Here is a 16,605-nt window from a genome sequence, read left to right as displayed (position 1 = left end):
TGGGCGCTCTCAACGTTCTACGGGCCGGGCTGGTCCGTCGCGACGCCAACCCGGCATAGCGAGAAGCCCCGTCCTTCAGGGCGGGGAGGAGTCACGTGGTCCGGCTCGAGGTAGATGCGCGCCGGGTAGTCCTCGAACACGCCGTTGGTGCCCCCGAGGCTGTTGATCCGGCTGTAGGGATGAGGAGTGGAGACATCGTGCTCCAGCCGGATCACCCGGCCCTTCGCCGTCTGGACCAGGCTGATCGTCCGGTCACTCCCGATGTACGTCTCCTTCCAACTGGGATCCCCGGGCGGCATGTGCTGCGCGCGGTACTTCGCCAGACCCAGCGCGGGTGTGCCGACGCTGGTGATGCTCACGGCGCGGTCGCCGCGGTTGAGGTCCATGTAGTTGGCCACCGGGCCGAAGCCGTGGTTGGGGTAGAGGTCCCCGCGCAGCCGGGTGTGCCACAGCGTGCGCTGCCCGCCCCCAGCCCGCCGAGTCCGGCGCCTGCCGCACCCGCGGTCCACAGGACCGAGCGGCGGCTGGGTGGGGTGTTGTCGCTGTCGTGGTTCTGCGGTGCTGCCTCGTTCATCGAGCCTCCAGGAGAGCTGACGGTGCGTGGCCGGAGCGCGAACTTCCGTCAGGACCCTGGTAGTTGAGGCTACTGTTCCGCAAGGGGCAGGTTGGACTCCTGGGTGCGGACACTTGGACTCTTCGCGTGGCCCCGGAGCCGTGCGGCGTGCCCGTGGCCCAGGACCTCAGCAGCGCTGGTCCGGCCCGTCGACCAGAGCGGACAGCAGCCCGCCGAGCACCTGTCGCTGATCGGCGGTCAGTGGGGCGAGGATGTCCTCCGCCGCTGCCCGGCGCGCGCTGCGCAACTGGCCGAGGGTGGCCCGCCCCGCCTCGGTGAGCTCGATCCTGATCACCCTGCGATTGGTCGGGTCGGGGACCCGGCGCACGCACTCGCTCGCCTCCAGTGCGTCGACGAGACTGGTGACGGCGCGCGGGACGACCTCCAGGCGCTCCGCAAGATCGGCCATCCGCGGCGGCCGCTCGTAGTGGGCGACGGTCCGCAGCAGCCGGGACTGCGCCGGGGTGATGCCGATCGGCTCCAGCTGGCGCTTCTGGATGCGGTGCAGGCGACGGGTCAGCCGGAGCAGTTGCTCGGCCAGCATGCCGTCACTGTCGGAGGCGGTGCTCATGGCGGAACAGTATCAGGACTATGTTCATTGTGAGCATAGGTAACAGTGAGCTATGCTCCAGAAAATCCGGCCGGTCACATCGGTCGCCTCAGCCCGGTGAAGGAGCCCATGCATCCCGAAGAACCCACCTGGACACCAGACCGCCGCCTCGATCCGGCGCAGTCCGAGCCCCCGGCCCAGATGCGGCGCATCCTCCGGCTGTTCCGCCCGTACCGCGCCCGTCTGGCCGTCGTCGGGCTTCTCGTCGGCGCCTCCTCGCTGGTCGCGGTCGCCTCCCCCTTCCTGCTCCGCGAGATCCTCGACACCGCGATCCCGCAGGGCCGCACCGGGCTCCTCAGCCTGCTCGCCCTCGGCATGATCCTGACCGCGGTGGTGACCAGCGTCTTCGGCGTCCTGCAGACCTTCATCTCCACGACGGTCGGCCAGCGCGTCATGCACGACCTGCGCACCGCCGTCTACGCCCAGCTGCAGCGCATGCCGCTCGCGTTCTTCACCAGAACCCGCACGGGCGAGGTCCAGTCCCGGATCGCCAACGACATCGGCGGCATGCAGGCCACCGTCACCTCCACCACGACCTCCCTGGTCTCCAACCTGACCGCCGTCGTCGCCACCGTCGTCGCGATGCTCGCCCTCGACTGGCGCCTCACCGCCGTCTCGCTGGTCCTGCTGCCGCTGTTCGTGTGGATCAGCCGCCGGGTCGGCCGCGAACGCAAGAAGATCACCACGCAGCGGCAGAAGCAGATGGCCGCGATGGCCGCCACGGTCACCGAGTCGCTCTCCGTCAGCGGGATTCTCCTCGGCCGCACGATGGGCCGCGCCGACTCCCTCACCAAGGGCTTCGCGAAGGAGTCCGAGCGCCTCGTCGACCTCGAAGTCCGCTCCAGCATGGCCGGACGGTGGCGGATGTCGACCATCGGGATCGTCATGGCGGCCATGCCCGCCGTCATCTACTGGGCCGCCGGCCTCGCCCTCCGGTCGGGGGGCCCCGCCATCTCCGTCGGCACGCTCGTCGCCTTCGTTTCGCTCCAGCAGGGCCTCTTCCGGCCGGCGGTGAGCCTGCTCTCCACCGGCGTCCAGATCCAGACCTCTCTCGCGCTCTTCCAGCGGATCTTCGAGTACCTCGACCTGCCGGTGGACATCACCGAGCGCGAGAACCCGGTCCGGATCGAGCAGGCCAAGGGCGAGGTGCGCTTCGAGGACGTCGACTTCGGCTACGACCCGAAGCACGGGACCACCCTGCACGGAATCGACCTCACGGTCCCCGCCGGCGGCAGCCTTGCCGTCGTCGGACCGACCGGTTCCGGCAAGAGCACGCTGAGCTATCTGGTGCCCCGGCTGTACGACGTGACCGGCGGTCGCGTCACCCTCGACGGAGTCGACGTACGCGATCTGGACTTCGACACCCTCGCCCGCTCGGTCGGCGTGGTCTCCCAGGAGACCTACCTCTTCCACGCCTCGGTCGCCGACAACCTGCGCTTCGCCAAGCCGGACGCCACGGACGAGGAGATCCGGGAAGCGGCGCGAGCCGCCCAGATCCACGACCACATCGCATCCCTGCCCGACGGGTACGACACCCTCGTCGGCGAGCGGGGCTACCGATTCTCCGGCGGGGAGAAGCAGCGCCTCGCCATCGCCCGGACCATCCTGCGCGACCCGCCCGTCCTGATCCTCGACGAGGCGACCAGCGCGCTGGACACCCGTACCGAGCACGCCGTGCAGCGGGCCATCGACGCGCTTTCCGCAGGCCGCACCACCCTCACCATCGCGCACCGTCTCTCGACCGTCCGGGACGCGGACCAGATCGTCGTGCTCGACGGCGGCCGTATCGCCGAACGCGGCACCCACGACGAGCTGCTCGAACGCGACGGCCGGTACGCCGCCCTGGTCCGCAGGGACGCCGAGCTGGCGCCGGCCGCGCCCCTGCCGGGAATCCCATAGCCGTCGCGCCGGCGTGACCACATGGTCAATGGGACTTCCTGTGGCCCGCCCCGGCGCTGCGCGTCAGCCCCCGACGACCGCGGGCTCTCGTGCAAGCAGCTGCCGGATCTCCCGTAGGGCGGCCCGGCCCGCCCGGTTGGCGCCGACGGTGCTGGCCGAAGGCCCGTAACCGACCAGGTGGATACGCGCGTCGCGCACGGCCCTGGTCCCGTCGAGCCGGACTCCGCCGCCCGGCTCCCGCAGCTTCAGCGGTGCAAGATGGCCGATGGCGGCCCGGAATCCGGTGGCCCAGAGGATCACATCGGCCGCGACCTCGCGTCCTTCGTCCCAGGCGACCCCGTGAGCGGTGATTCTGTCGAACATCGGCAGGCGGCTCAGGACACCCGACTCGCGCGCCGCGCGCACGGCCTCGGTGACTGGCAGACCGGTCACCGACACCACGCTCTGCGGCGGCAGCCCGCGGCGTACCCGCTCGTCGACCAGGGCGACCGCCGCCCGGCCCTGGTCCTCACCGAAGGGCCCCTCCCGGAAGACCGGCGGCCTTCGCGTGACCCAGGTGGTGCCCGCCGCCACCTGCGCTATCTCCATCAGGTGCTGTACGCCGGAGGTCCCGCCGCCGACCACGACCACCCGCTGCCCGCCGAACTCCTGCGGCCCGGGGTAGTTCGCGGTGTGCAACTGCCGCCCGCGGAACGTCTCCTGCCCGGGGTGGCGAGGCCAGAAGGGACGGTCCCAGGTCCCCGTGGCGTTGATCAGGGCCCGCGCCGACCAGGTTCCGGCCGACGTCTCGACCAGCAGCCGGCCCGCCGCGCCGTCGCCCTCGTCGTCTCGGGCTGCGCGTACGGCGCGTACGTCGACAGGGCGCCGTACGCGCAGCCCGAAGGCGCGCTCGTACCTGTCGAAGTACGCGCCGATGACCTCGGCGGAGGGCCGCGAGCCGTCCGCCCCGGTCAGCTCCATCCCGGGAAGGGCGTGCATCCCGTGCACCTTGCCGTAGGTAAGGGTGGGCCACCGGTACTGCCAGGCGCCTCCGGGATGCGGGGCATGGTCGAGGACCGCGAAGTCCCGCCCGGGTTCGAAACCGGAACGGCGCAGATGGTAGGCGGCGGCCAGACCCGCCTGCCCGGCACCGATCACCACCACGGCCGCCTCTTGCGCACCGAAATTGTTCACGGTTCCACCAACACGGCAGGGGGTGCGGCTCTTCCCGGGCGTGGCCGGCGGATTCCTACGCGCCCTTGTGGGCCTTTAGCTTGCGCCACACCGCGCTGAGGGCTTCGAGGTCCTGCTGGTCGAGGAGGTCGGTGAAGACGGGAGCCAGGCAGGCGCGGCGCGTGGCGTCGGCCTCCTCGAAGAGGTGGCGGCCCTCCGGTGTGAGGGCGATCTCGACCGAGCGTGCGCGTGGGGGAGGGGGTGCGCGTGACCAGGCCGCGCGCCTGGAGGGCGTCGACGACACGGGAGACCTGGCTGCGACTGAGCATGGTGCTGTTCCCGAGGACGGAGGCGGGGACGGGGTCCGTGCTGTTGGCGAGCCACAGCATCACCTCAAACCAGGAGACCGGCAGGTCGTGGGCCTTGGCTTCGGTGACATCCGGCAGCTCGATGTCACCGATGAGGCTTCCGTGGCCGCGGCCGTCGCGGGCGTGGTCGCCGACCACGGCCGCCTCGACGCCGTGATCAACAATGCCGGCGCCGGACACCTCGGCACGCTCGAGAACGAGACGATGGACGACGTGCGCCAGGTGATGGGGGTCAACTTCTTCGGCGTGCTCCAGGTCACCAAGGCGGCCCTGCCCCACCTGCGTGCCTCAGGAGGCCGTCTGATCACGGTCACCAGCGTCGGCGGCGTCGTCGGGCAGCCGTTCAACGAGGCGTACTGCGCCGCCAAGTCCGCGGTCGAGGGCTACATGGAGAGCCTCGTGCCCGTCGCCGCGAAGGTCGGAGTGACCGTTTCCATGGTCGAACCCGGCGCCGTGGCCACTGAGTTCGTCAACAACATCGGCGTCGACCCGGCGGCGGAGATCGCCGCCGCCGGACCGTACGCCGACGCGCTGGACGCCTACGTGACCCGTACCGTCGGGCAGTTCCTCAGCTTCGCCCAGACACCCGGACAGGTCGCCGATGCCGTACTGGAGGTTCTGACCGCCGAACAGCCCGCCTTCCGCATCCAGACCTCCGCATGGGCCCGCGCCTTCACCGCCACCAAGCTCGCCGACCTCGACGGTTCGGCCGTCGTCGGACTCACCGGCGGCCGGCTCGACTGAGCCCCGAGGGGCGGCCGGTTCAGAGATCGGCGGTGGCTGTCAGAGGAAGCTGACCGAGCAGGGCGTCGCAGGCCAGCGCCGTGAGCGGGGTCAGTTCCGACGGCTTCCAGACGACGGTGTCGCCGCAGGCCAGCGCGAGGGTGGTGTTCCAGGACCACACGGCGACCGGGAAGTTGAAGGCGGAGATCACGCCGACGACACCCAGCGGGTGCCAGCTCTCAGAGAGGCGGTGCCCAGGTCGTTCGGAAGCCATGGTGCGTCCGTACAACTGGCGGGAGAGCCCGACCGCGAAATCGCAGATGTCGGTCATTTCCTGCACTTCGCCCAGCGCCTCGGAGCGGATTTTGCCCGCCTCGATGGTGACCAGGTCGGCGAGGTCTTCCCGATGCGTGGCCAGCAGCTCGCCGAGCCGCCGGACGACGGCGCCGCGCTGCGGCGCGGGGACGGTCCGCCACTGCCGGAACGCCCGGCCGGCGGCGGCGACGGCCTCGTCCGTCTCCTCGGCCGTGGCCGCGGGGATGCGGAACAGCGTCCCACCCGTCAGGGGAGTCCGGGAGAGAAGCTCGCCGGCGTCCCACGCGGGCTCGACACCGCAGCGGCGCAGGCTCAGCTCGGCCCGGGCACGCAGCGACGCCGTGTCGGGGAGGCCGGGGCCTCGGGGGGGTTCGGGGGTTTCGGGGGCGGTGCTGGTCACGGTGTCTCCTCGACGATTCCCAGAGCCCGGCGGGCCCTTTCGAGTGAGTGGTTCTGCTGCGCGGCGTAGAGGTCGAAGGAGTCGTGCACCGGCCGCCCGATCGCTTCGGAGAGCCAATGCGCGTCGTAGTGCGCCCCGGGACGGCTGGTGTCCTGGATACCGGTGTCCGTCAGGTTCGACTGGAAGATCCCGGCGGCGGAGCGGGGCAGGAAGTCCTCGTAGACGATGGGCGTGGCAGTGAGCCGGCCCGAGTCGAGGAGGCCTGCGAGCTCGCGGGGCGGCCGCCGGCCATCGGCCGGGTGGTCGAGGACCGGCTCGTACGTGAAGAACGCGTGTTCGTCGACGGCCAGTTCTCGTTCGGTGGCGGGGAAGCGGCACTCCCACTGCTCGGCCGGCTCGCCGACGAGTTCGTCGTACAGGGCGCGGCCCCTCCGGGTGAGAGCGATCCCGCGGGCTTCGACTTCGTTGAACCGCACCCGCAGCGAACCGCTGGTGACGCTGCCGTCCGCCTCGCGGAAGCCGCGCGGCAGGGTGGAGCCGAAGTCGAGGGTGAAGGGGATGCGCGGCGGCGGCGGGGTCAGCGGCCCGGTGAGCGCGATCTGCCGGCGCAGCGGGGTGACGGGCAGATCCACGCCGGCCATCGCGCCGATCGCCCCCGACCAGGCGCCCGCCGCACAGATGACGGCCGGTGTGCGGACGGTGCCGTCACGGGTGCGGACGGCCCGCACCGCCGCGCCGTCGGTTTCGATCGCCGTAACGGCACAGCGCGTACGGACGGTGGCGCCGTGGCGCCGGGCCGCTCGGAGATACCCGGTGACCGCCGCGCCGGGCAGCGCGTATCCGTCGGCGGGGGAGTACGCGGCGGCTGTGATGGTTCTGGGATCGAGGTACGGGCACAGCGCGAGGGCCTCGCGAGGGGTGATGATCCGGCTCGGTACCCCGAGTTCGTTCTGCACTTCGACGCCCCGTCCGAAGGTCGCGACGTCGGCGTCATCGGTGAGCAGGAAGAGGTAGCCGACGCTCCGCAGCCCGATGTCGGCCCCGGGGCGCGCGCCGAACTCCCGCCAGGCCTCCAGACTCCGCTGCCCGAGCCGGATGTTGAGCGGGTCGGAGAACTGGGCACGGACACCCCCGATGGGCTTGCCCGACGAACCCGACGCGGGTTCGTCGCGCTCCAGCACCAGGACGTCCCGGACTCCCGCCTCGATCAGGTGGAAGGCGATGCTCGCCCCGATGACGCCACCGCCGATGATCACGACACCGGCGCTTTCCGGAAGGGAAACGGAAGCCATGGGGAAATGGTGGCGCCCGCCGACCGGTGGCGTCCATTGAAACGTCAGCAGCGTTGACCCCGGCCACTGCCTCGGCCACCGGGGGTCAGCGGTCTCGCGCCGCATGCACGGCGTTCCCGGCCGATGGGCGACGATGGAGACATGTCCGACGCCTTCACGACCCGCATCCTGCGTCTCGTCACCGGCAGCGCCGAGACGGTGACCGACCTGACCCACGAGTGCGAGCAGTTCCTGGCCGAAACAGCGTCCGGGCGCGACGGCCTGCTGAACGTCTTCGTGCCGCACGCCACCGCCGGCATCGCGGTGATCGAGACGGGCGCGGGGAGCGACAGCGACCTGCTGGCCGCGCTGCACACTCTGCTGCCCGCCGACGACCGCTGGCAGCACCGGCACGGCAGTCCGGGCCACGGCAGGGACCATGTGCTGCCCGCCTTCGTCCCGCCGCATGCCACCCTGCCGGTGCTCGGCGGAAGGCTGGAACTGGGCACGTGGCAGTCCGTGTGCCTGGTCGACACGAACAAGGACAACCCGGAACGGCAGGTACGGCTGAGCTTCCTCGGCTGACCGGGGCTCGTCCTGGAGTGCGTCGGCGTTCCTGTCCCTCTCAGCCGCGCTTACGGGCAGTGACCAGAAGGTACTCCCAATCCATGCTGACGGTGCCCGCCCCGCCGGCATGCCGCCGGGCGAGGTTGTCGAGATCGCTGTCCAGCGCGGCGACCCGGCTTGGGTCGCCCGCGATGTTCCGGTAGGTGGCGATGGTCGGGCCGTAGTTGGCCTTGAAATAGTCCCGGAAGTCCTCCGGCTTCCCGAAGCGGTCGACCCGTACGGTTCCCCTGCGCGCCTCGACATCGGTCACCCGATCGCCGAGCAGGCCGCGGACGTGGTCCGCCCGGCCCCACAGCGGTGGGGGCTGCGCCCCGGGCGGAGGCTCGGGGGCGTAGGGCTTCATCGTGGCGAACATCTGGCCGATGAAACCTTCCGGGGTCCAGTTGAGCAGGCCGATGGTGCCGCCCGGGCGGCAGACGCGGATCAGCTCGTCGGCGCTGTCCCGGTGATGCGGGGCGAACATGATCCCCACGCAGGACATGACGGTGTCGAACTCGCCGTCGGCGAACGGCAGTGCCTCCGCGTCAGCCTCACGCCACTCAAGCTCCGCGCCGCGCTCGGCCGCGAACTTGCGCCCGGCCTCCAGCAGCTCGGGGGTAAGGTCACAGGCCACAACGCTTGCGCCGGCCAGGGCCGCGGGGATGGCGGCGTTGCCCGACCCGGCCGCAATGTCGAGTACTCGCTCGCCGCTCCTCACGCCACATGCCTGAACCAGTTCCGGACCGAGGTCCGGGATCAACTGGGCCGCCACGGCAGAGTAGTCACCCAGCGCCCACATCTTGCGGTGCTTGGTCTTGAGTGCGCGGTCGGCTTCGACAGCGTTGATTGCTTCGGTCATGACAGCTCTCCTCCGGAGTTCTTCCAGCGGCCGCTTGCGGGGCGAACGGCGTCGCAGCGCATGCCGGAGTCGTCGCAGATCCCTCGGCCGATCCGACCGGACCTCGTCGCTCTTGCCTGCATAACCGAGGGTAGGAACGTGCGGGGCTCCGTCCTAGTACGGGATCTGTACCAGTGGCTGCTCGGCCGGGATCCGTAGGTGTCCCGGGTGGAGTGGCCGAGCCGTCGCCAGGGACCTAGCCTGCACACATGGGGGCCTCGTACTACCAATTCTGTCCTGTCGCCAAAGCGATGGAGCTGCTCGACGAGCGGTGGACGCTGCTCATCGTGCGCGAACTGATGACGGGGACCGAGCACTTCAACGAGCTACGGCGCGGTGTGCCGCGGATGTCCCCCACGCTGCTGTCCAAACGGCTCCAGCAGCTCGTACGCGCTGGAATCGTGGACAGACGGTCGGACGGCCATCAGGTTCACTACGTGCTGACCCCGGCCGGCCATGAGCTTCGGCCGGTGGTCGAGGCGCTGAGTGTCTGGGGCATCCGATGGATCGGAGAACTCGGCGACGAGGATCTCGATCCGAAACTCCTGCTGTGGGACATGCATCGCCGTATCGACCACGACGCCGTCCCGGCCGGGCGCACGGTGGTCCGGTTCATGTTTTCGGACGTGGCCGCGCGTACCCGCGACTGGTGGCTGGTGATCACAGCCGCAGAAGCCGATGTCTGTGACTTGGATCCGGGCTTCGAGGTGGCGGTCACGCTTTCCGCGAGTCTGCGTCACATGGTCGAGATCTGGCGCGGCGACCTGGGCTGGTCCGACGCTCTCCGCTCCGGGGCCGTAGCGGTACAAGGCCCGGAGGCGCTGCGACGAGCGGTTCCGGACTGGTTCACACTGCCGCCTTTCGCTTCGGTGCCGCGTCCTGCATAAGGGCTGTGTCCACGGCGGCCTTCGCGGACTTGCTCCAGCCCGGCAGTCGTTGCCGTTGCCGGGCAGCGGGCGGCCGGCGACGACCCGTGGGGTGTCGGGGCGCCGGTGCCCGGCCGTTGACGGGGAAGGTCAGCTCTGACGCGCGCGGTACAGATCGCGGATCAGAGCGATCTCCGCCCCGTGGTGCAGCAGCTCCTGGTTGACCCACCACACGATGTCGATGAACGGCTCGTCCGGGTCACTGCCGTGGGGGTAGGTGCAGTACCCCACGGTACCCAGCGCGGCGTCGTCGACACTCAGCAACGCCTTCCGCCAGGCTGCGGCGCCGACGTCGAAGGCTGCCACCGCCCCCGACAGCCGGCGCCGCACCGCGTCTCAGTTCTTCTGGCACAAGGCCTTGCGGCGCGCCGTGTTCCGCTACCCGTTAAAGGAGCCCTGGCCGGAAATCGCTCTAGCTCCGCTCCATCCAGAATGATCGAATCGGCGCCGTACCGGAAAAGGATGCGCGTCCCTCGCCCGCTGACTGGTCACCTTCGGCTGGTCACCTTCGGCTGGTCGCCTTCATTCTCAAGATGGAGATCGCTACGTGAATTCGATGTCGTACTTGGATCTGCACCGGAAGTTCTCCCCTGCTGTCGATGCGGAGATAGAAGCCGCTCTCGAAAGACTTGGACCATCGTCCAGTGCGGTCAAGGATGCGGTCGCCAGGCTTTTGCGGCATCAGAAACTGAAACACCCCCTCTCGGTGCTACCGCTGCTCGTCCATGCCATTGAGACAGGTGCTCCCGGACCGGCTGTTCCCGTGTCTGCCGTACACGTGCTGTGGTGGACCTCGGCCTGTTATCTGGACGACCTGGCCGACGGGCAGGGTGCAGCTATGTCTGGTGACCTTGACAAGAACGAAGCACTGCTTGCATCCATAGTCAGCGGAAACGTACTTCCCATTCAAGTTATTCAGCCACTACAGGTGCCGGCGCCGGTCCGAAGTGCTCTGACGGCTGAGCTCATGAACGGCTGGATCGTTGCCACAGAAGGCCAGCTGATCGACATGCGGGGGGATTCCGGCAGCGCTACGCGGAAATCTGTGATAACGGCATACCGCGGTAAATCGGGCGGGCCCTTCGGCATGATAACGGCAATGGCTGCGGCATTGTCGGGCGTGCCCAGGGAGAGAATAGATCTATGGCGTGAGTTCGGCTACATCTTCGGCGTCCTGTGGCAGCTGTTCAATGATCAGGAAGACATCGTGTCCGGACGCAACGAAGACCTGATGAACGGCACCATAACGTATCTGCTCGCGTGTGCCATCGAGGAAGCCTCCCCGCAGTCGAGGGAACGGATCCTGGGCTTGTGTGCCAACTCGAAGAATTCTGGCCAAGCGAGATCGGAACTCACTGAGCTGCTTCTCGCGCCCGCCATTCTTCGTCAGTACCACGAGGACATCGACAAGTTCCGCGATGACGCCTACTGCATCCTGGGTGAACTGGGTGGCGACGAGAACTACTTGCCGGTGCTGCGGCAGGTGGTCGACCTGTCGGCTCAAATGCTCCTGCAGGGGACTGGGGAGGCTCCGCGGTAGGGCGCGTCAGGCCGGGCAGGGAGGTAGCGGAACCGGCAGTTCGGCCCACACGGAAATGGACAGAGGCAACTTGCCACCCATGGGGGCGAGTTGACGGTGTGGCATCATGGCCGCGTTGTCTACTCGGGATCAAGAACTCTGAGACGTAGGCGGGTCGAGGCGGCGAGGTCTCTCCTTCGCCCTGGCTCGGGGTGAGCGCAATTGCGTGACCGGGCGAGGGCGGCCGTTGGGGTTCGCCGGAGGACTGAGGATGAAGTTACCTGGCTCTGCGTCACCGTCGTCGGAGGACAGGCGGCTCAGGCGCCGCCTCAGAAAGGTCCGCCATACCTGTGAGGCGCTGCTCGCGGAGTGGGGCATGGAGCACGGTTGCGGCATCGATGAACTTCACCGTTATCTGAGCGTGCGTCGCCGGCGTCCCATCCATCTGATTTCGACGCCCTTCCCCGAGCCCCACCTGTTCGGCATATGGCTGAAAATGGATGACTTCGACGTCATCGTGTTCGAGAAGGCGGCTTCGCCGTCACACAAGGAACACATAATCGCCCACGAACTTGCCCACATCGCCTTCGAGCACCGCGGATCCGTGAAACTGGATCACAGTGATTCGGGCCAGTTGTTCACGGACGTCGACCCTGCGGCTGTACGGAGCATGCTGATGCGCTCCCGCTACAGCGACGACGAGGAGCAGGAGGCCGAGACCATGGCCTCGCTGATCCTGGCCCGGGCCACGAAGCGATGGATCGAACCGGCGTGGGGCGTCCCGGAAGAAGCAGCCGAAATCGTCGCTCGCATCGAGCACGGCCTCGGCAAGCCGGACCAGGGGTGAGCGTGATCTACGGAGTCCTCGCGTGGATCTGCGCCATCGGCGGCCTCGCGGCTTTCAGCTACCGGCTTCCGGACCTGCTGCGCAGAAAACATGACCTCGCTCTGTGGGCGCTGTGCACCTACTTCCTCTGTTCCGGGATCAGCTTCCTGGTCGACCTGGACCTTCTCCGGCTCCACATCTCCGACTTCTTCGGTCACCCCAACATCACCTCACTGATCACGCAGGTCGCGGTGGTCGTACTCACCGCGGCGCAGCAGGTCGTCCTCGTCTACTGGTCCTCCCCACCCGCTGAGGCCCGGCGCATGGCGCGCCGCCGCCTGTCGTTCTTCGGCGCCGCGCTCGGCGTACTGGTGATCGCGTCCTTCGTCGTCGGTCCTGTGGCGAAGTCCGAAACGGCGACGTCGACGATCCTGCTCAGTATTCAGGACGGTGGATACGCGCTGTACATGTCCTTCTACCTCCTGATCTGCGCGGTGGGGCAGTTCGAGACCGTGCGGTTGTCGCTGCGCTTCACCAAGATGGCCAACCGCCAGTGGCTCGAGGTCGGTATGCGCACCGTGACCGTCGGCGCGAGCCTCATCCTGGTCTACTGCGTCACTCGAGGCATTCAGATCGCCGGCACCAGGCTGCACTTCGACGGATCGGGTCTTGACCCGATCCAGTGGACGTGCGGCAGCATCGGGGCCCTGCTCCAGATCACCGGCTGGACCATTCCGTCCTGGGGAATCCACATCACCCGCGCGCTGGGCTGGAGCCGCAGCTACCGCTCCTATCTCCGCCTGCGGCCTCTGTGGTGGGCGCTGTACCAGGCGTCGCCGGACATCGCCCTGGACCCGCCGCGGTCCTGGCCGCGTGATCTCATCCCGCCCCGGGATCCGCACTACCGCCTCTACCGGCGTGTCATCGAGATACGCGACGGGCAGCTGATGCTCCGCACCTCGCTCTCACTCGCGGACTTCTCCCGCGTGGCCCGCTCCCTCGAGCTCCCGGAGGACCCCACGTCACCCCTGGGTGAAGCGCTGCAGATGCGTGCCGTACTGAGCCGCCCCGCCGAGGAGAGAGCCGAGCGGGCCGACGCGTCCGACATTCCCGCGCGACCGCCGTACGACGACTTCCGCGACGAGGTGGAGTGGCTGACCAGAGTGGCTTCGTCGTTCACCGCTCTCGGGCAGGCCCGTCCCGGGCACACCGATGCCCGCCTCCTGTCATGACGAAGCCGGCCCGAACCGCTTTCCCTGCCACGACCAACAGATAGGAACCACATGCGACCCATTCGGATATCGACGCCCTCGGCCGCCGTCTTCGCGGCGATCGTGCTCCTCTTCGCTTCCGGGGGTCCGGTGTCCGACGTCGCCTTCGACACCCCTGCCGCCTCCGCGGCGACGCGGCAGACCGCCGGCGAGCAGGGCAGTCCGTACGTGGCGACACATCTCTACTTCGGCACCGGCCGTCACGACGGCAAACCGCCCATCTCCGACGAGGAGTTCATGGAGTTCATAGCCGATGTGGTAACGCCTCGGTTCCCGTCCGGACTGACCATTCAGGAGGGCCGCGGCCAATGGCGGGACAAGGAGGGTGACATCAACCGTGAGCGATCGTACGAGCTGACTGTGCTCTATCCCGTGACCCGGGCCAAAACCCACGACGCCGACATCGAGTACATCCGCCGCCTCTACTGCGAGACCTACGGCTTGGAGTCCGTCGGCCGTGCAGACGTCCGGGCGCGGGCGGACTTCTGACACCCTCAGCGCAGGGGCAGCACCAGTTCTGCGGGGTCGTCCTCCGGGGAGCCGAACGACACCTGGCTGCCCAGCGGTGTGCGGCCGCCGTACAGCGGGTCCTTGGTGTCGAGGACCAGGGCGAGCCGGTGTCCTGCGGGAAGGTCGTAGGCGGTGGCGAAGAACGCGATGTCGAGGGGGAAGGCCTGCCCCGGGGTCCTGCCGGTCCAGCTCTGCGGGGCGTGGGAGATCAGTTTCCCCACGCCGAGGGCGTTCACGTCGTAGAGATGGCCGATCACAGTGCCGTCCGGCGCGGACGCGGTGACGGTCGTGTGCAGCCTGACGGTTCCTCGAACCTGCTGCGTGGCCGCGTACGGCGCCGACTGCCACACGGCTGCGGCCGACCGGGGCAGGAACGGGACCACGACGACGGGAGGCAACTTGACGACCTGGTCGAGCAGGCCGGACAGTTCGGTGATTCCGCCGTCGGCGCCCGAGTTGGTACCGCCGACGACCGGCGTCCGCCACCCTGTCCCCGCCGTGCCACCTCCGAGTGCACCGGTGCCGAAGGCGTCCGCTCTGCCGAGTCGCAGCCGCTCGCGCCGGGAACTGACGGCCTCCCAGGACGGATAGGTCTCATGCGCGCCGCTGGGCCGCACTTCCAGCTCCACCGGCGGGCGGGGTGTGCCGCCACCGCCCTTGAGGTGTTCGTCGAACCAGCTGAGCGCGCTAGCCCAGGTGGCGTTGTCGAGCCCCAGCAGACCGGTGACCTCCTGCGTGGCATGGTCGCCGGGACGCAGCTCGATCCGCTTGGGGCCGGTCAGCTTCTGGTAGAAGGCAGTGATCTGGCCGGCGTTGAAGATGCTGTCCCCCCATGCGTTGGCGAGGAAGACGGCCGTGCCGTTGGCGTTGATGCGGTCCACGTACGTGCCCGGGGACCTGGTCTGCGCCCATCTGATGACCTCGGCGGTGTCGCGGTCCGCGAAGAGGCTGTCCAGCATCCGCCGGAACTCGGCGCTTTCCCGACCGGTGGGCGCCTGTACGGCGGCGAGCGCTGCGGCGGCTTGCAGGTGCCGGGTCTCGCCGCTGTACAGCGAGTCGACCAGATCCCCCCAGCCGCTCATCGCGGCCACGGCCTTGATCCGCGGGTCGGCGGCGGCGCCCAGCAGGGTGAGGCCGCCGCCCAGGGAGAGACCGGTCATCCCGATCCGGTCGGGATCGGCCGGCGTCCGGGCCATGACCCAGTCGATGACCGACGAAATGTCCGCCACGTCCTTGGGTCCCGCGACCTCGACCTCGCCTCCGGAGAGCCAGAAACCGCGGACGGTGTAGGTGACCACGACATAGCCGCCGGCGGCCAGCCGCTTGCCCTGGAGGACGTACTCGAGGTCGTTCTGCCCCCAGCTGGCCGGCTGCACGATCACCGGGTAGCGGCCGTGCGCGTCGGCGCCGGGCGTGCCGGCGGCGGGGGTGAACACGTTCGCCTTGAGAACGGCGCCGTCCTTCATCGGGAGGTCGGCGAGGCGGAAGGAAGGCCCTGCCATGGCTCCGGCTGCGGCGCGTTCCGGCCCCTGGTCCGCCGATGTGCGTGCCGCGTACGCAGCGGGCGCCGCGGCGCCCGTACCGACGAGGACGAGTGCCGCGGCGACAGCGGCACCCGTCGTCCGGACCCGGGCGCGGTGTCGGCCGTGGCGTTGCGTTCGTGTCACTGGGGCTCCATCAGATCGGACCGTCGTGCCACGAAGGCACCCACACCGTCGTGGTGACCGGAGCGTAGAGGTGCGGAACCGGCCGCGGTGAGAGGGCGATCAGCCAAATTACCCCCGAGTAGGAAGCGGCAGGCGGCGCCCGACGGTGGCCCGCGGGGGCGCGTCCATGGCTCATGGCGCGTCGTGCTGGGCGGAGGCGAATATCTGTTGCGGCGCGATCAGAAAATGATGCATTGCGCGGTGAGGGTTGGTGGCATCGCGGGTGAAATGGTGGTGCTCACCGTGCACGGATGCCCGTCCGTGCTAGTCTTGATCCCAGTTGCAGTTGTGGTTCCCATAGACTTCAAGTGCCTTTGACGGATCATATCGTCGGGCACTTTTGTATTTTCGGTGCTTTTTCCGGACGGGGTAATCATCGCGGCGACGCCGGGGTCCGCACAGTGCGGTCCCCTGGGCAATGCCCCGAAGGAGATTTGACATGGCTACTGGCACCGTGAAGTGGTTCAACGCGGAAAAGGGCTTCGGCTTCATCGAGCAGGAGGGTGGCGGCCCCGACGTCTTCGCCCACTACTCGAACATCGCCACCCAGGGCTTCCGCGAGCTGCAGGAAGGCCAGAAGGTGAACTTCGACGTCACGCAGGGCCAGAAGGGCCCGCAGGCCGAGAACATCGTTCCCGCCTGACGCTGACGCGTACACGCAGCCGGGGCCCGCACCGTGGGTGCGGGCCCCGGCTCGTTGCTGTCCGCGGGGTTGCCCGGCGCGCCGCGCGGCAAAGCGCGGCCCGGGTGACCTCGCGCCTCTATTATCCGGCCCAGCCGTCGGCTCCGGCGGTTTCTGGAATTCCGATACCTGGCGCGATTGTTTGTGCGCCGGTGCGGCCGGATTGATTCCAGTCTTTTATTCGGCTCGTTCCAGCAATTCGTTCGGCTCATTCATGCCGGGAATTCCTCGATACGTGCCATATCGAGGAGGGTTCCGCATGAACCGCACCACTCGCACGAACGACCGCTACTCCGATTCCCGCAAGGGC

At 68.8% G+C, this 16,605-nt stretch carries 14 protein-coding genes and 4 pseudogenes; 9 read left to right on the top strand and 9 right to left on the bottom strand.

Features of this window, described 5'->3' with window-relative positions; genetic code table 11:
• Nucleotides 1-101: 101 nt before the first annotated feature.
• Nucleotides 102-452, bottom strand: a pseudogene (locus AB0M62_RS34145) (gfo/Idh/MocA family oxidoreductase); the annotation flags it as partial.
• A gap of 288 nt (nucleotides 453-740) precedes the next feature.
• A complete protein-coding gene (locus AB0M62_RS34140; RefSeq protein WP_366078218.1) occupies nucleotides 741-1,184 on the bottom strand; it encodes a MarR family transcriptional regulator in 444 nt (147 codons plus the stop codon).
• Between the two features lie 108 nt (nucleotides 1,185-1,292).
• Between AB0M62_RS34140 and AB0M62_RS34135 the strand changes: the two genes are divergently transcribed.
• Nucleotides 1,293-3,122, top strand: a complete 1,830-nt coding sequence (locus tag AB0M62_RS34135) for an ABC transporter ATP-binding protein (protein WP_366078217.1) — start codon at nucleotides 1,293-1,295, stop codon at nucleotides 3,120-3,122.
• A gap of 63 nt (nucleotides 3,123-3,185) precedes the next feature.
• Here the strand turns inward: AB0M62_RS34135 and AB0M62_RS34130 are convergent, their stop codons facing one another.
• Together AB0M62_RS34130 and AB0M62_RS34125 are read right to left on the bottom strand one after the other, a co-directional pair.
• Nucleotides 3,186-4,295: an NAD(P)-binding domain-containing protein gene (locus tag AB0M62_RS34130; RefSeq protein WP_366078216.1), complete on the bottom strand. Its 1,110-nt coding sequence runs from the start codon at nucleotides 4,293-4,295 to the stop codon at nucleotides 3,186-3,188.
• A gap of 55 nt (nucleotides 4,296-4,350) precedes the next feature.
• Nucleotides 4,351-4,699, bottom strand: a pseudogene (locus AB0M62_RS34125) (MarR family transcriptional regulator); the annotation flags it as partial.
• Here AB0M62_RS34125 and AB0M62_RS34120 point away from each other — a divergent pair.
• Nucleotides 4,691-5,386, top strand: a complete 696-nt coding sequence (locus AB0M62_RS34120) for an SDR family NAD(P)-dependent oxidoreductase (RefSeq protein WP_366078215.1) — start codon at nucleotides 4,691-4,693, stop codon at nucleotides 5,384-5,386. The pseudogene AB0M62_RS34125 and the gene AB0M62_RS34120 overlap by 9 nt on opposite strands.
• Before the next feature lie 55 nt (nucleotides 5,387-5,441).
• Here the strand turns inward: AB0M62_RS34120 and AB0M62_RS34115 are convergent.
• Both AB0M62_RS34115 and AB0M62_RS34110 read right to left on the bottom strand, forming a co-directional pair.
• A pseudogene (locus tag AB0M62_RS34115) lies at nucleotides 5,442-6,014 on the bottom strand (aldehyde dehydrogenase family protein); the annotation flags it as partial.
• Between the two features lie 62 nt (nucleotides 6,015-6,076).
• A complete protein-coding gene (locus tag AB0M62_RS34110; RefSeq protein ID WP_366078214.1) occupies nucleotides 6,077-7,372 on the bottom strand; it encodes an FAD-dependent oxidoreductase in 1,296 nt (431 codons plus the stop codon).
• Between the two features lie 141 nt (nucleotides 7,373-7,513).
• Here AB0M62_RS34110 and AB0M62_RS34105 point away from each other — a divergent pair, with 141 nt between their 5' ends.
• Nucleotides 7,514-7,936, top strand: a complete 423-nt coding sequence (locus tag AB0M62_RS34105; protein ID WP_366078213.1) for a YjbQ family protein — start codon at nucleotides 7,514-7,516, stop codon at nucleotides 7,934-7,936.
• 40 nt (nucleotides 7,937-7,976) lie between these two features.
• Here the strand turns inward: AB0M62_RS34105 and AB0M62_RS34100 are convergent, their stop codons facing one another.
• Nucleotides 7,977-8,816 (bottom strand): class I SAM-dependent methyltransferase, encoded by an 840-nt coding sequence (locus AB0M62_RS34100; RefSeq protein WP_366078212.1) that lies wholly within the window; start codon nucleotides 8,814-8,816, stop codon nucleotides 7,977-7,979.
• A gap of 248 nt (nucleotides 8,817-9,064) precedes the next feature.
• On the opposite strand from AB0M62_RS34100, the gene AB0M62_RS34095 reads away from it, so the two are divergent.
• A complete protein-coding gene (locus AB0M62_RS34095; RefSeq protein WP_366078211.1) occupies nucleotides 9,065-9,742 on the top strand; it encodes a helix-turn-helix domain-containing protein in 678 nt (225 codons plus the stop codon).
• Nucleotides 9,743-9,871: 129 nt separating this feature from the next.
• Here the strand turns inward: AB0M62_RS34095 and AB0M62_RS34090 are convergent.
• Nucleotides 9,872-10,096: pseudogene (locus AB0M62_RS34090) on the bottom strand (DinB family protein); the annotation flags it as partial.
• Nucleotides 10,097-10,337: 241 nt separating this feature from the next.
• Between AB0M62_RS34090 and AB0M62_RS34085 the strand changes: the two are divergent.
• From AB0M62_RS34085 to AB0M62_RS34070, 4 genes are all read left to right on the top strand, one after another.
• Complete coding sequence (locus AB0M62_RS34085) at nucleotides 10,338-11,321, top strand: polyprenyl synthetase family protein (protein ID WP_366078219.1); 984 nt, start codon at nucleotides 10,338-10,340, stop codon at nucleotides 11,319-11,321.
• Nucleotides 11,322-11,676: 355 nt separating this feature from the next.
• On the top strand, nucleotides 11,677-12,147 hold the full coding sequence (locus AB0M62_RS34080; protein ID WP_366078210.1) for a hypothetical protein: 471 nt from the start codon (nucleotides 11,677-11,679) through the stop codon (nucleotides 12,145-12,147).
• A gap of 2 nt (nucleotides 12,148-12,149) precedes the next feature.
• Nucleotides 12,150-13,358, top strand: a complete 1,209-nt coding sequence (locus tag AB0M62_RS34075; RefSeq protein WP_366078209.1) for an MAB_1171c family putative transporter — start codon at nucleotides 12,150-12,152, stop codon at nucleotides 13,356-13,358.
• Nucleotides 13,359-13,409: 51 nt separating this feature from the next.
• Entirely contained in the window at nucleotides 13,410-13,886 is a 477-nt protein-coding gene (locus AB0M62_RS34070; RefSeq protein ID WP_366078208.1) for a DUF3574 domain-containing protein, read from the top strand.
• Nucleotides 13,887-13,891: 5 nt separating this feature from the next.
• Here the strand turns inward: AB0M62_RS34070 and AB0M62_RS34065 are convergent, their stop codons facing one another.
• Nucleotides 13,892-15,574 (bottom strand): CocE/NonD family hydrolase, encoded by a 1,683-nt coding sequence (locus tag AB0M62_RS34065; protein ID WP_366078207.1) that lies wholly within the window; start codon nucleotides 15,572-15,574, stop codon nucleotides 13,892-13,894.
• A 478-nt stretch (nucleotides 15,575-16,052) separates the two neighbouring features.
• Here AB0M62_RS34065 and AB0M62_RS34060 point away from each other — a divergent pair, with 478 nt between their 5' ends.
• On the top strand, nucleotides 16,053-16,256 hold the full coding sequence (locus AB0M62_RS34060; RefSeq protein WP_018536328.1) for a cold-shock protein: 204 nt from the start codon (nucleotides 16,053-16,055) through the stop codon (nucleotides 16,254-16,256).
• Nucleotides 16,257-16,605 lie beyond the last annotated feature (349 nt).

This window comes from Streptomyces sp. NPDC051219 (assembly GCF_040682335.1).
In the GTDB taxonomy this organism is placed as follows: domain Bacteria; phylum Actinomycetota; class Actinomycetes; order Streptomycetales; family Streptomycetaceae; genus Streptomyces.
The sequence above is the reverse complement of the archived record's forward strand: the minus strand, read 5'-3'. Positions and strand labels throughout refer to the sequence as shown.